At 61.6% G+C, this 14,654-nt stretch carries 13 protein-coding genes; all 13 read right to left on the bottom strand.

Annotation, left to right across the window (positions count from 1 at the left end; all coding sequences use genetic code 11):
• Positions 1-342: 342 nt before the first annotated feature.
• The 13 genes from ACESSC_RS02350 to lepA all read right to left on the bottom strand — a co-directional run bounded on the left by ACESSC_RS02350 (position 343) and on the right by lepA (position 14,650).
• Positions 343-2,589 carry a polyribonucleotide nucleotidyltransferase gene (locus ACESSC_RS02350; RefSeq protein ID WP_117773517.1) on the bottom strand — a complete coding sequence of 749 codons (2,247 nt, stop codon included), beginning with the start codon at positions 2,587-2,589 and terminating at the stop codon, positions 343-345.
• 150 nt (positions 2,590-2,739) lie between these two features.
• The gene (rpsO, locus tag ACESSC_RS02345) at positions 2,740-3,018 is read right to left on the bottom strand and encodes a 30S ribosomal protein S15 (RefSeq protein WP_035138510.1); all 279 of its coding nucleotides are present in this window, start codon (positions 3,016-3,018) and stop codon (positions 2,740-2,742) included.
• A gap of 138 nt (positions 3,019-3,156) precedes the next feature.
• Positions 3,157-3,906, bottom strand: coding sequence for a DNA repair protein RecO (recO, locus tag ACESSC_RS02340; RefSeq protein WP_117839853.1), 750 nt, complete (start codon positions 3,904-3,906; stop codon positions 3,157-3,159).
• A 15-nt stretch (positions 3,907-3,921) separates the two neighbouring features.
• Positions 3,922-4,989, bottom strand: a complete 1,068-nt coding sequence (gene era / locus ACESSC_RS02335) for a GTPase Era (RefSeq protein WP_197032771.1) — start codon at positions 4,987-4,989, stop codon at positions 3,922-3,924.
• A gap of 12 nt (positions 4,990-5,001) precedes the next feature.
• Positions 5,002-5,379 carry a diacylglycerol kinase family protein gene (locus tag ACESSC_RS02330; protein WP_117639888.1) on the bottom strand — a complete coding sequence of 126 codons (378 nt, stop codon included), beginning with the start codon at positions 5,377-5,379 and terminating at the stop codon, positions 5,002-5,004.
• A 9-nt stretch (positions 5,380-5,388) separates the two neighbouring features.
• Positions 5,389-5,898: an rRNA maturation RNase YbeY gene (gene ybeY / locus ACESSC_RS02325; protein ID WP_117654802.1), complete on the bottom strand. Its 510-nt coding sequence runs from the start codon at positions 5,896-5,898 to the stop codon at positions 5,389-5,391.
• Complete coding sequence (locus ACESSC_RS02320) at positions 5,895-6,881, bottom strand: PhoH family protein (protein ID WP_117773519.1); 987 nt, start codon at positions 6,879-6,881, stop codon at positions 5,895-5,897. The genes ybeY and ACESSC_RS02320 overlap by 4 nt, the downstream gene beginning before the upstream one ends.
• Complete coding sequence (locus ACESSC_RS02315) at positions 6,862-8,154, bottom strand: MiaB/RimO family radical SAM methylthiotransferase (protein ID WP_373161049.1); 1,293 nt, start codon at positions 8,152-8,154, stop codon at positions 6,862-6,864. The genes ACESSC_RS02320 and ACESSC_RS02315 overlap by 20 nt, the downstream gene beginning before the upstream one ends.
• Positions 8,155-8,163: 9 nt before the next feature.
• Positions 8,164-9,312 carry a molecular chaperone DnaJ gene (dnaJ, locus tag ACESSC_RS02310; protein ID WP_117773521.1) on the bottom strand — a complete coding sequence of 383 codons (1,149 nt, stop codon included), beginning with the start codon at positions 9,310-9,312 and terminating at the stop codon, positions 8,164-8,166.
• A gap of 81 nt (positions 9,313-9,393) precedes the next feature.
• Positions 9,394-10,497 carry a DnaJ domain-containing protein gene (locus ACESSC_RS02305; RefSeq protein ID WP_373161048.1) on the bottom strand — a complete coding sequence of 368 codons (1,104 nt, stop codon included), beginning with the start codon at positions 10,495-10,497 and terminating at the stop codon, positions 9,394-9,396.
• 58 nt (positions 10,498-10,555) lie between these two features.
• A complete protein-coding gene (gene hemW, locus ACESSC_RS02300; protein WP_161194494.1) occupies positions 10,556-11,788 on the bottom strand; it encodes a radical SAM family heme chaperone HemW in 1,233 nt (410 codons plus the stop codon).
• Positions 11,789-11,790: 2 nt separating this feature from the next.
• Positions 11,791-12,834: a tRNA dihydrouridine synthase DusB gene (dusB, locus tag ACESSC_RS02295; RefSeq protein ID WP_117773523.1), complete on the bottom strand. Its 1,044-nt coding sequence runs from the start codon at positions 12,832-12,834 to the stop codon at positions 11,791-11,793.
• 4 nt (positions 12,835-12,838) lie between these two features.
• Entirely contained in the window at positions 12,839-14,650 is a 1,812-nt protein-coding gene (lepA, locus tag ACESSC_RS02290) for a translation elongation factor 4 (protein WP_040359843.1), read from the bottom strand.
• Positions 14,651-14,654 lie beyond the last annotated feature (4 nt).

Genomic DNA, 14,654 nt, shown 5'->3' with positions numbered 1-14,654 from the left:
CTGGAACAACCGACGGGGCGCTTCTGGCAAACCGACCGCCGGGAACGTACAAACATGCATCACAGAGTCGATGCAATAACCACAGTATGATACCCATTTGAACCAATACAGACCACCCATGCATTAAAGCCCCATCTGAACCGGTCTATCCCGCCGGTTTCCCGTGGGGCGGGCACTGATGAAGTTTATCGCGAGTTCCGCACGCAAAGGAAAGCACTTAATGTGCTTTCCGTCTTGCGCAGGACTGTAGAGCAGGAAATTTCATATGCGGCCCTCCCGGGCGCAAGCAAAAGGGCGACCCCTGTCCGGAGTCGCCCTTGCGGTGCTGCTTATGTACGGCTGTTACTCGGCGTCGTGGTGACGGCGGGGCTTGCGGCCTCCGTTGTCGCCGGGACGGCGCGGACGGTCGCTGCGCTCGGAGCGCTCGCGACGCGGACGCTCACGACGCTGGAAGTGCTCGCCGTCGCCCTCGGAGGTACCCTCGGCGCGAGCCGGAGCCTCGGGCTTGTCAAGACGATCGAGCGAGATCTTGCCGCGATCGTCGACCTCAATGACGACGACCTTGACCTCGTCGCCCACGTTAAGGACATCCTCGACCTTCTCCACGCGGCCCTTGGCGACGCGGGAGATGTGCAGCAGGCCGTCCTTGCCGGGCAGCAGGTTGACGAAGGCGCCGAAGGGCTGGATGGAGACCACACGACCGGTGTACTCCTCGCCCGGCTCGGGAACCTTGATGATGAGCTTGATACGCTCGACAGCCTGATCGACGGACTCGCCGGTGCCGCCGACAAAGACGGTGCCGTCCTCCTGGATGTCGACCGAAGCGCCGGTCTCGTCCTGGATGCCGCGGATGACCTTACCGCCGGAACCGATGACGTCGCGAATCTTGTCAGTCGGAACCTGGATGGAGACGATACGCGGAGCGGTGCTGCGCGTGGTGTGGCGCGGCTCGGGGATCACATCGAGCATCTTCTGCAGGATGAAGGCGCGACCCTCCTTGGCCTGCTGCAGGGCGCGGGCCAAGATGTCAAAGGTAAGACCAGTGGCCTTGTTGTCCATCTGCAGAGCGGTAATGCCCTCGGTGGTGCCGGTGACCTTAAAGTCCATGTCGCCAAGGAAGTCCTCGAGACCCTGGATGTCGGACAGGACCACGGTCTTGCCCTCCTCCTGGATCAGGCCCATGGCGATACCGGAGACCGGGCGCTTAATGGGCACGCCGCCGTCCATAAGGGCGAGCGTGGAGCCGCAGGTCGAAGCCATCGAAGAGGAGCCGTTGGACTCCATGACCTCGGAGACGACGCGGATGGCGTAGGGGAACTCGTTCTCGTCGGGGAGCACCGGAAGCAAAGCGCGCTCAGCCAGGTTGCCGTGGCCGATCTCGCGGCGCTTGGGGCTGCCCATGCGGCCGGTCTCGCCGGTGCAGAACGGCGGGAAGTTGTAGTGGTGCATGTAGCGCTTGCCCTCGGTGGGCTCGATGGTATCCAGACGCTGGCCCTCGTTGAGCATACCGAGCGACAGGACGGAAAGCACCTGGGTCTGGCCACGCTGGAACAGACCGGAGCCGTGAACGAGCGGCAGGTAGTTATCCTTCACCATGATGGGGCGAATCTCATCGGCGGCACGGCCGTCGACGCGCTCGCCGGTCTCGACGACCATGGTACGCATAGCCTTCTTCTCGAGCTTCTTGAGCGCCACGGGAATCTCGCGCTCCCAAGCGGACTGCTCCTCCTCGGTGAACTCGGCACGGATGGACTCCTTCAGAGCCTCGACCTTACCGATACGGGAGAGCTTGTCGGCGTCGCGAAGGGCGGCTGCCATCTCGTCGTAGTGGGCGAAGATGCGCTCCTGGACCTCCTCGACGGGCTGGTCGAGCGGGTACTCCTTCTTGACGATGGCGCCGTTGACCTGCTCCCACTCGGCGACAAACTCGTCCTGAGCCTGGCAGAAGGCAGCAAGGGCCTCCTGGCCAAACTTCATGGCGGCGAGCATGTCGTCCTCGGAGATCTCCTCGGCGCCGGCCTCGACCATCGAGATGAAGTCGGCGGAGCCACCCAGCTCCAGGTCCAGATCGGAGTTCTCGCGCTCCTCATAGGTGGGGTTGACGATAAACTCGCCGGTCTCCACGTTGCGGCCGATGCGCACGCAGGCAAGCGGACCCTCGAAGGGCACGCCGCCGAGCGTCATGGCCAGGGAGGCACCCATGACGTTGATGACGTCGAAGGGGTTGACCTGGTCGGCGACGAGCGAGGTGGCGACAATGTGCACCTCGTTGCGGAAGCCGTCCGGGAAGCTCGGGCGAATCGGACGGTCAATCATGCGCGCGGTGAGCGTGGCCTTCTCGCTGGGACGGCCCTCACGCTTGAGGTAACCACCCGGGATGCGGCCGGCTGCGTACATCTTCTCGTTGAAGTCGACGGTCAGCGGGAAGAAGTCGTAGTTCTTGCGCTCCTTGGAGACAACCACGGTGTCGAGCATCGTGGTGTCGCCCTGCTTGACCAGGCAGGCGCCGGTGGCCTGCTTGGCAAGCTCGCCGGACTCAAAGGTGTAGGTCTTGCCGTACAGCTCAAAGGTCTTGGATACGAGTGTCATTGTTCTCCTTTACCCCACAGGCCCCTTGCCTGTGGGCTTCTCATGTGACGCGGGCCCCCTGCCCCCGCCACGCTTCAGAGCGTGATTGTTCGCGCCCTTACACAAAAAGAGCGCCCCGCTGCGCAGGACGCTCTTAGCATGTACAAATCCTTACTGGATGTTGTCGCGGATGCCCAGAGCCTTGATGAGCTCACGGTACTCGACGATGTCGTTCTTCTTGATGTAGGAGAGAAGACGACGACGACGGCCGACGAGCATGAGCAGGCCACGACGGGTGTGGAAGTCCTTCTGGTGGGACTTCATGTGCTCGGTCAGCTCCTTGATGCGCTCGGACAGGATGGCGACCTGAACCTTGGGGTTGCCGGTGTCGACCGGGGTGTTACCGAACTGGGCAGTCAGCTCAGCCTTGCGCTCTTTGGAAACAGTCATTGTTTCACCTTTCGTTTCTTGTCGCCCGCGGGCGACACTATTCGCCTCGGACTGGGAAGCCGTCGGTGGAGCGAGCATCCAAGGTCGAGGTACCAACAGGTCGGTATGTTACCACAAGCAGACCGCCCATGCGCATCATCACCGACCCAACATGAATTCCATCGCACGGAGGCGCTGGTCGGTGTGCGTCGCAGCCCACACATGCGAAAGCCCGAGCAAGAACGCCGCCGTATGCGGGTCGATTCGCTCGACCATGAGTGCATCGAAGGTCATGGACATGAGGGCGCGCAGCCACTCGACCTCACCGGTCGAAACCAGCTCGGCACCCGGAACGCTCGACGCGCACGAACCGCACATGAGCCCGCCCGCCTGGGGCGAAAAGTACGACAGCATGGGGTCTCCGCACAGCACGCAGGCCGAAAAATCGGGTCGATAGCCCACGTGCGACAGAAGTTTAAAGACAAAGGCCGCCACGAGCAGGTCCATATGTGCCGAGTCGAGCCCACAGCCGACAAGCGTGAGCGCCCGCTGCGTGATGGCAAAGGTAAACGGGTCCTCGGCGTCCTCGAATGAGCACACGCGCGCGACCTCGGCAATCGCGCTTGCGGCGCAGGTCGTCTCGTAATCGGGCGCGGCGCCAACCGGCGCTTCCAAAAGCTCGGCCTGAGAAACAACGTCGAGCGAGCGTCCATGTGCGAGCAGCATATCGACGGTACAGAATAATTCGCAGCGCGCCGCCAAGCGCCCACCGGGTTTGCGGGCCCCCTTTGCCACGGCACGAACCTGACGACCCCGCTCGTCAAGCATCGTCAGAATCAGATCGGTCTCTTTGAGCTTGGTCTTGTCGAGCACGAGCACCTTCGTGCGATATGTCCGGGAGCCTGCCATGCGCGCTGCGCGTCCTTAGTCCTCGGCGTTGTAGCCAAAGCGGCGAATCTGGGCCTCGTCGTCACGCCAGCCGGCCTTGACCTTCACGTCCAGCTCCAAAAAGACCTGCGTGCCAAAAATGCGCTCAAGATCGCGACGGGCGTCGATACCGATATGCTTGATCATCTCGCCGCCCTTGCCGATGATGATGCCCTTTTGGCCCTCGCGCTCGACGTAAATAGTGGCGTGCACGCGCAGCACCTTCTTGGTCTGCTCGAGCGCGTCGCAGATTACGCCAACGGAGTGAGGGATCTCATCACGGGTGCGGCGCAAGACCTTCTCGCGCACAAACTCGGCAACGAGCGTCTCGTCAGAAGCGTCGGTACCCATGTCCTCGGGGAACCAACGCGGGCCCTCGGGCAAAAAGTGCGCAACGGTCTCGATAAAGGCATCGACGTTGAAGTTCTTGACCGACGACGTCACGATCTCGTCGTCAAAGTCCATAAGCTCGTGGGCTGCCTTAAGCTGCTCCATGACCTGTGCGGGGTCGGCCTCATCGGCCTTGGTGAGCACCAGGACCTTCTTGGAACGGGCATTCTTGACACGCTCGGCAACCCAGGCGTCTCCCCTGCCGATCGGTTTGGTGGCATCAATCAAAAACGCGACAACATCGACATCGTTCAGCTCGAACAGCGCGCTCTTGTTCAGCTCGGACCCTAGACCGTCCTTGGGCTTGTGGATACCCGGGGTATCGACAAAGACCAGCTGGTAGCCGGGGCGGTTGACGACGGCGCGCATGCGGCGGCGGGTCGTCTGGGCCACCGGCGAGGTGATGGCGACCTTTTTGCCATAGCAGGCGTTGAGCAGCGTTGACTTACCGGCGTTGGGGCGGCCGACCAAGGCCACGAAGCCACTGCGGAAACCGGGCTCAACGTCGCCAAAGCCCGCGAGGCTGTCGTCCTCATCGCACAGGGCGTCGAGCTCCTCGTCGCTCATGCCCTCAAACGGGTCGAACTCCTCGACTTCCTCATAGGCCTCGGTCGCCTTAGCATCCGGGGACTCGTCGTCCAAAATCTCATCGGTAGACTGCATATTGTCGGACATGGGAATCCCTTTCTAAATAAAGCCGAGCGCGTGGGCAAATACCAGCACGCCCACAATCGCGGCGGTGATGGAAAGAACGTATACAGAGGCGGCGGCGATGTCCTTGGCGCGTTTTGCCAGCGGATGGAGCTCCTGGGTCGCCAGATCGACAATGGCCTCCATGGCGGTATTGCACAGCTCGCCGTGAATCACCAGGCCGCAGCAGATGATAATCGTGGCCCACTCGGCAATGTCGAGCCCCACGATGCAGCCGGCAATGACGGTGCACACGCCCGCCACGAGCATGACCTTAATGTTGCGCTCGGTCTTGACGGCGGTGACGAAGCCCTCCATGGCGTAGGAGAACGACTTTAAAAAGGACGGATGGTCCTTGTTCGATCCGGGAATCATAAACGGCTCCTAGTCGTGGGCATGATTGGTGATGGGGCCGACGTGAACCAGTTTGGGATCCTCGCCGCGCTCGAGCGCCAGATCGCGCAGGATAGCGTCCTCGCGGGCCTCCATAACCTCGGCCTCGTCGTCCTCGATGTGGTCATAGCCCAGCAGGTGCAGCATGCCGTGAACGAGCATCAGACGGCACTCGTCAGCGGGGCTATTGCCAAAACCGGGGGCCTGACGGGCAATAACCTGCGGGGCCAAGATGATATCGCCGAGCTCGAGCGTCTCATCGGCGGGAATGTCATCGTCAAAGGCCGAATCGCACTCAAACGAGAGCACATCGGTGGTGCGGTCGATACCGCGCCACTCGTGGTTGAGCTCGTGCATCTCGTCCTCGTCGACATACGAAAGGGAAATCTCGACTTCACGCTCAACGCCCTCGGCGGCAAGCACGACCTCGCAGATGTGCTCCACCTCCTGAGCATCGAGCAGCGTATCGAGCTCGGCATCGTTGCTGATCAATACACTCAACGGGACTCCTTTCGGTCGCGTGAGCGTTGCTCACGCACGTCATCATAAGCATCATATGCCTCAACGATACAACCCACTAGGGCATGACGCACCACGTCGGCACGCTCGAGGTGAGAAAATGCCACATCGTCGACACGGCCCAAAATCTTCTCGACATCCGCCAAGCCACCACGACGACCCACCAGGTCGCGCTGGCTGAGGTCGCCGGTAATCACGAACTTGGAGTTGAATCCAAGGCGTGTCAGGAACATCTTCATCTGCTCGGGCGTGGTATTTTGCGCCTCGTCGAGCACCACGAAAGCATCGCTCAGCGTACGACCGCGCATGTAGGCGAGCGGGGCGATCTCGATCACGCCGCGCTCCATAAGCTCATCGGTGCGCTCACGATCCATCATGTCAAAAAGGGCATCGTAGAGCGGGCGCATGTACGGATCGATCTTTTCCTCGAGGGTGCCGGGCAAAAAGCCCAGGTTCTCCCCTGCTTCGACAACCGGACGCGTCAAGATCAAACGGCCCACCTCATGGCGCTTGAGCGCGGCAACGGCGAGCGCCATGGCCAGATAGGTCTTACCGGTACCGGCAGGACCCAAGCCAAAGGTGATGGTATGCGAGCGAATGGCATCCACATAGCGCTTTTGCCCAAGCGTCTTGGGACGAATGACGCGACCGCGATACGAAAGCAGCACGTCATCGCGAAGCGATGTGGCCTCATGCTCGCCGTCGCGCAAGACGGCCAGGCAACGCGAGACATCGTCGGCAGACAGGGTACGACCGGCCGCCGCCTCGCGAAAAGCATGTTCGAAAAAGCGAGCCACGAGCTCGACCTCGTCCGGGTCGCCGCTCACGGAGATCCTATCGCCACGGGCGACCACGTGAGCGCGAACCAAGCTCTCGAGCGCACGAAGGACGCCGTCGCCGGCGCCCAAAACACGCGAGGGATCAACTCCCTCGGGAACGGTAAGTCTAATCTTCGAGGCTTCCATGGACCTCCCTGCGCGCATGGACCAAGCCGGAATCATCGACTCCGATGATAGCAACATCGAGCAGGCACGGGGCTGTAAGTCCACAGGTATCGTCAAGACGGGCATGATGGAACGAACCGAGCGTCAGGTTGTCACCATACTCGAGCACGGCGCGCTCAACGGTGCCCACGCGACGACGAGCGTCGGCGATAGCGAGCTCCTGCGCCGCGTCTCGCATACGGCGGCTGCGCTCGGCCATAACCTCGGGCGGCACCTGGTCGGGCATGTCGGCAGCAAGGGTACCGGGACGCTTACTGTAGCGGAACACGTGCATACGCGAGAACCCCACGCGGCGGCACAGCGCCAGCGACTCCTCGAACTCCTCGTCCGTCTCACCAGGAAAACCGACGATGACGTCGCACGAAAGAGACGCCTGCGGCAGGATGGCGCGAATCATGCGCACCGTGTCCTCAAAGGCCTCGGCACTATAGGGACGACCCATGCGATGCAGCGTCGCCGTACAGCCGGACTGTACGGGCAGGTGCAAAAACGGGGCAATACGCTGCGGATAGCGCGCCATAACCTTAAGCAGGCGCTCAGAGATATCCATGGGTTCGACCGAGGAAATGCGCACATGCGCAATAGTCGTGCGCTCCATGATGGCCTCGAGCAGCTCATCGATTTCGACATGCTCGTCGGTCGCGCTCTTGCCATCGTAGGCACCCAGGTTCACACCGGTCAGCACCACCTCGGGCACGCCGGCCTCCTGGGCCTCGCGAACTTGCTCAAGCACGGACTCGACGGGCACGGAACGCTCGGGACCGCGGGCCTTCCACACGATGCAATAGGTGCAACGGTGGTTGCAGCCATCCTGGATCTTCACACCCAGACGCGAGCGACCCAGAGCGTCGACCACATCGCTGTCGCTGCAGGCGGCCACACTATCGGATTCGACACCCAGCACATCGCAGACACGTTCGGCGACATCGATCTTAGACGGCTCGGCAATCACGCGATCCGAAAGCTCCAACAGCTCCTCGGGATGCAAATTGACCACGCAACCGGTCACGAGCACATAGGGCACATTTGGATGGGCCAGCGCATGACGGACGGCCTTACGGGTCTTGGCCTCGGCCTCGCCCGTAACGGCACAGGTGTTAATGACGATCAAATCGGCATCCTGGGGCTCCACAATAGCAAAGCCCAGGCGCATAAGATCGGCAGTGATACGGTCAGACTCAACCCGGTTGACACGGCAGCCGAGGTTGACGACGGAAATATGGGGTGCGAGCACGCGGGCTCCTTAATCGAGGATATCGTCGAGGGCACTCTTGATACGGTCGGTCACCGACTTCTTACCGGAAGCGACGTCATCGCCCATCTCATCGGCAAAAGCACGGAGCAGCTCGCGTTGCTTATTGGAAAGATTGGTGGGAACGACCACGCGCAGCTGCACAATCAGACGGCCACGCGAACCGCCACCGCCAATGCGCGGCATGCCGTAATTATTGACGCTCACGGTGTCGCCGTACTGGGCGCCGGCGGGGACGCACACCTTAACGACCTCGTCGGGCATAATGCCCTCGACATCGATCTCGCAGCCGAGCGCAGCCTGCGCAATCGAGATATCGCTCACCAGGTACAGGTCGTCACCGTTGCGCTTAAAGCGCTCATGGTCGGCAACGCGCACGTTGACAATCAAGTCGCCCGAAGGCTCGCCGCGAAGACCGGCCTCGCCAAAGCCGCTCACACGCAGCTGTCGACCGGTCGAAACGCCGGCGGGAATATCGATGTCAATCTTTTCATGCGAAGGCGTGCGGCCCTGACCATCGCAGGTCTCGCAGGGATGGTCGATAACCGTGCCCTCGCCATGGCAGTCGGGGCAAGGCGAGGAAGACTGAACCTGGCCCAAAAACGATCGCTGAACCGTCGTGACATAGCCCGTGCCGTGGCAGCGGCCGCACTGCTTTTCCTGTGCGCCCTCTGCCCTACCGGTGCCATTGCAGTCCTCGCAAGGAGCAAAGCGGTCATAGCTGATTGTCTTTTTGCAGCCGAGCGCCGCCTCCTCGAGCGTCACCGAAAGCGAGATGGCCATGTCACGACCGCGACGACGCTCGCGACGGCTGCGGGCGCCACCGCCGGCACCGCCGCCAAAAAACGACGAGAACAAGTCGTCCATGCCCATACCACCAAAGATATCGTTGATATCGACGTAGCCCGAACCACCAGGGCCGTCGGCAGTGCCGTAACGGTCGTAGTTAGCACGCTTCTGCTCATCGGAAAGAACGGAATAGGCCTCGTTGAGCTCCTTGAACTTGGCCTCGGCCTCGGGGTCGTCCGAAACGTCCGGGTGTACGGTACGGGCCTTCTTTAGAAACGCGCGCTTAATCGTCCGCGCGTCGGCATCCTTGTCGACGCCAAGTACCTCGTAGTAATCCCTATTTTCCGACACGACCGAATCCTTCCGACTTTCATTATTGTCACAGTGCGTCCTATACCCAAGCTGGGCCAACCGCAAACAGAGGGTTTGATGTTAGTACATTCCGTACGGCGAAAGCATGGCCCGTTGCGAGCAGCTCGCGAACCAAACCGACACGAGCGCGAACATGAAGCCATTGGCAAAACCGTTGGCAAACTGCATCGCACCGCGCTTCCACCACAGCAGGCTGCGATGAAGCACGCCGTCCGAAAGCACCATGAACAGGCCCATGGTAAACGGAATAAAGCACATCACAGCAAAGGCCGAGAACACGCCCGAGATGGCCGAGAGTACCAAAAACGGCGCCACGATGCCCATCAGGTAAAAACCGGTACGAGCTTTGCCTTCCAAGCGCTCGGACTCGACATGGGCACGGCCGACTAGATCACCGCCAGCGGCACCGTTAGTGCCGGCGTGACCCATGCCGCTAATGCGGACCTCGTCGCCATCGTGCGTGCCGGCAGGAAACTCAATCGTCTGCTCGGAGGTTACGCGAGTACGACCGCTGCCACCGCAATCGGGGCAGGGGTCGGCCACGACCTTACCGGAACCGCCGCACTCGGGGCAGACCGACTGGAACGTGCCCGCACCAAACAGGAAGGACAAGTCGACGTCGATGTGCCCGCGGCCACCGCAGCTCGGGCAGGTATGGGCATGCTCGGAGGAGACAGAACCCGAGCCGCCGCAGTGACCACAGGTATCGAAGCGCGTATAGCGGACGGTCTTGCGGGCACCGTCCTTGGCCTCCTTGGCGTCGAGTTTGATATCGACGACCACGTTGGCGCCGTTCTCGGGATTGTAGGCAGCCTGGCCGCGACGCTGCTGGCCCCAGGCACCGCCAAAAGGAAAGCCGCCCTCAAAGGGATTGCCATAGCCCGTGTTGCCGGCATAGCCGCCACCATAGGGCGAAGCCGTAGGGGCACCGGCAAAGGGATTGCCAGAACGCATGGCATCGTAGCGCGCACGTTTTTGCTCATCCGAAAGCACGGCGTAGGCCTCGGAAACCTCTTTAAACTTTTCCTCGGCATCCGGCTCTTTGTTGACGTCCGGATGGAGCTTACGGGCCTTTTGCTGGAAGGCCTTTTGAATATCACGCGAGGTGGCGTCCTTGGAGACACCTAGAATCTCGTAGTAATCTTTTTCGTTCATCGTCGCCATGCGCGGCAACCTCCTGCTCACAGCAGCGTATATATTCCGGTAATTCTACCCGAGCGGCCTAAGCTAGATCCCAAAACAGCTCGAACAGAACATTTCCATCGAGCCAGCCCAGGTGTGTCGGTGCTAAACGAGCTCGAACATGGCCCGCGACGACATCTGCCGAAGTAAAGGGTCCCTCATGGACCCCGAGCGTCTCGGGCACCCAAGTGGCAAGACCCAATTCGAGCGCGCGATCACAAGCGGCTGTCAGCTCATCGGCCGGGATGACACGAGCCGCGCGAACCAACAGGTCGGACGCAATACCGCGCGTCATGCGACAAGCGAGCATCAGGTCTTCGGCCGCAGCCTCTCGCTGCGACAGGTATTCGGCCTCAAACGACGTCGCGTCATCGTCGCGCTGAACCAAACGCACACGGTACGCGTCGCCTCGAGCAGACACGCCGGGGAACAAACCTGCAAGACGGTCGAAATCCCCAGTATCAAGCATACCGGCGGCAGAACGGCCCAGGCCCAGGTAGCCCCGTCCGGTCCAGTAGGCAATGTTATGGGCGCACTCATGGCCGTCGAGCGCGTAGCTCGCCACCTCATACGGATGATAGCCGGCCGCACCCAGGCGCTCACGCGCCGCGTCCATGCACGAAGCCTGAAAATCCTCATCGGGCTCGAGCGACTCGTCACGGCACGCCATGCGGTAAAGGGGCGTCCCCTCCTCGAGCGTGAGCGGGTAGACCGACACATGATGAGGCGCCGCCGCCAACACGCCATCGAGCGTGCTCCGCCAGTTTGCGGCCGTCTGCCCGGGAAGGCCGCACATCAGGTCGCACGACACATCGAGGCCAGCGTCCTTCACCGTCGCGATAGCCGCAAGTGCGCGATTAGCATCGTGAATGCGGCCAATAGCAGCCAGCTCGGTATTGTCGAGGGTTTGCACGCCCAGAGAGATGCGCGTGACACCCGCCTCGGCAAGCGCGGTGGCGAGCTCAGCGGTCAGGGACTCAGGATTGGCTTCGCAAGTAAATTCAAAGGGTTTGCACCACATGGAGATACGCCGGGCAAGTTCCACCAGGCGCTCCCCTGCCAGCGATGGCGTGCCGCCGCCAGTATAGACCGTGCAGACCTGCGCAAGCGCCCCGGCGTCGCCAAAGGAATCGAGGCGCGCATACAACTGCTCAAAATAGGAATCAAGCGCGGCATCCAAATCATACGCAGCAAAGCTGCGCGAGTCAAAGTCGCAGTACCGGCACTTTTGAGCGCAAAACGGCACGTGCACGTACAGCGCGGTAACGGCCACCGTTAGGCCTCCAGCGGATGAGCAGGCACCGACTCGCCGGCGGCAAGCGCGGCCTCGCAGGCCACCACGTCGCGCTCGATATCATCGACCAGCGCCATAAACTCCTCGTACGTAGAGCAACGCACCACCTGAGCGCGCCAGGCGGCGGCATGGGGCATACCCTTTAAGTACCAGCTTGCGTACGTGCGAGCACGCGACATGAGCGGCAGAAGCTCGTGCGTCAACGTCAGGTGCTCGCGCAGAGCCTCCAGGCGCTCGACCGAGGAGCGAGAAGGAACCGGCGTGCCATCGAGTGCAAGGGCTCGGGCATCGCCGAACACCCACGGATTGCCGTAGATGCCGCGCGCGATAAACACCGCGCTGGCACCCGAGCCGTGCAGATGCTCAGCAGCGTCCTCGGCCGAGAACACATCGCCCGAACCAATCACGGGAATCTCGACAGCGTCGGCAACCTCATCGACGACAGACCAATCGGCCTGGCCCGTGTAGAGCTGCGTGGCGCAACGACCATGCACGGCGACTGCGGCAGCCCCTGCACTCTCAAGCATCTGGGCAAATGTCGCGGCATTGCGGTCCTCGGCATAAAAGCCCTTGCGAATCTTGACGGTCACGGGCACGTGCGCCGCGCCCACCGTGGCCTCGACGATCTTCTCGGCCAGGTCGGGCGTGCGCATGAGCGCCGAGCCCTCGCCCTTGGTAACGACCTTGCGGGCGGGACATGCCATGTTGATATCGATGAGCGACAGGCGATCGCCCACACGTTCCTCGACGGCAGCGACGGCGCTCGCAAACTGATCGGGTTTGGAGCCAAAGAGCTGCACGCAAATCTGCTGCTCCTCGTCGGCCGGTAGCACCAGGCGCCACGTCTTATTGCTGGCATAGGCAAGGCCCGCCACGCTCACCATCTCGCTGTAGGCAAGGTTGGCACCGCGGCGGCGGCACATGATACGGTAGGCAGGGTCGGTCACGCCCGCCATGGGAGCCATAAGGAACGGCTGCTCGGCATAGGCGCCCAGCAGCCGCTTGCTGTATTCAGAAAGCGCCATAGACCTACTCGTCCACCTTGAGGATCGCCATAAAGGCCTCCTGCGGGACCTCGACCGATCCGATGGCCTTCATGCGCTTCTTGCCCTCTTTCTGCTTCTCGAGCAGCTTGCGCTTACGCGAGATATCGCCGCCGTAGCACTTAGCAAGAACGTCCTTGCGACGCGCCTTGACGGTGGAACGGGCGATGATCTTGTTGCCGATAGCTCCCTGGATGGGCACCTCGAACAGCTGACGCGGGATGATCTCCTTGAGCTTGTCGCACAGGCCACGGGCCAGGCCATATGCCTTGTCCTTATGGACGATAAACGAAAGCGCGTCCACCTCGTCGCCCGAAAGCAGGATGTCGAGCTTGACGAGCTCAGAGGGGCGATATTCGTTGAACTCATAGTCGAGCGAGGCGTAACCCTTGGTGCGGCTCTTGAGCTGATCGAAGAAGTCCAAGATGAGCTCAGCGAGCGGCATATCGAAGCGCATCTCGACCGATTTGCTCGTCAGGTGGATCATGTCGGTTGTGACGCCGCGGTGCTCGATGGCGAGCTGCATGACGGCACCCGTGTACTCAGGCGGGCAGATGATCTTTGCCTTGAGGTAGGGTTCCTCGATACGTTCGATGCGCGTGGCCTCGGGAAGGTCCTGCGGACTGCGGACATCGATCATTTCGCCGTCGGTCTTGTAGACGTGATAGTCGACCGAGGGACTCGTGGCAATGAGGTCCAGGTTGAACTCGCGCTCCAGGCGTTCCTTGACGACTTCCATGTGCAGCAGGCCCAGGAAGCCCACGCGGAAGCCGAAACCGAGCGCCACCGACGTCTCGGGCTCCCACACCAACGACGGGTCGTTGACGTGCAGCTTATCGAGGGCGTCACGCAGGTTCTCGTAGTCCTTGTTGTCGATCGGGAACAGGCCCGTGTAGACCATGGGCTTGGCCTCGCGGTAGCCCGGCAGAGGCTCGGGGCAGGGGTTCGAAGCCCACGTAAGGGTATCGCCCACGCGCACAGCCTCGGGGTCCTTCAGACCCGTGACCACATAGCCAACCTCGCCGACGGTCAGCGCGTCGACCGGGGTCTCGGCAGGACGCTTGACGCCCACGCCGTCGACCAAAAAGTCACCCTTGGCCTGCATCATGCGCAGGGTATCGCCCTTTTTAATCGAGCCGTCAAAAACGCGAACAGTGGCGACGACGCCGCGGTATTCATCAAAATACGAGTCAAGGATGAGCGCCTTGAGCGGCGCGTTCGCATCGCCCTTGGGCGGAGAGATCAAAAAGACAATGGACTCCAGCAGATCATGGATGCCCTCGCCGGTCTTGCCCGAGACGCACACGGCATCATCGGCAGGGATCGCCAGGTCATCCTCGATCTCGGTCTTAACCTCATCGGGATGGGCCGAGGGCAGGTCGATCTTGTTGATGGCGGGCACAATGTCCAGATTGGCGTTCATGGCGAGCGTCGCGTTGGAGACGGTCTGTGCCTCGACACCCTGAGTGGCGTCGACGACGAGCACCGCGCCCTCACAAGCGGCCAGCGAACGCGAGACCTCGTAGGTAAAGTCTACATGGCCCGGCGTATCGATGAGGTTGAACTGATACGTCTCGCCGTCATCGGCGTCATAGGACACGCGGACGGCATTGGACTTGATCGTGATGCCGCGCTCGCGCTCGATATCCATGGTGTCGAGCAGCTGCGACTCCATGTCGCGCTCGTCGACGGTATGGGTGAGCTCGAGGATGCGGTCGCTGATCGTAGACTTGCCATGGTCAATGTGCGCAACGATTGAGAAGTTGCGGATGTGGGAAATGTCAATTGAAGTATTCATGCGG

The sequence above is a fragment of the Collinsella aerofaciens genome, from assembly GCF_964243765.1.
Classification (GTDB): Bacteria; Actinomycetota; Coriobacteriia; order Coriobacteriales; family Coriobacteriaceae; genus Collinsella; species Collinsella aerofaciens_BU.
The sequence above is the reverse complement of the archived record's forward strand: the minus strand, read 5'-3'. Positions and strand labels throughout refer to the sequence as shown.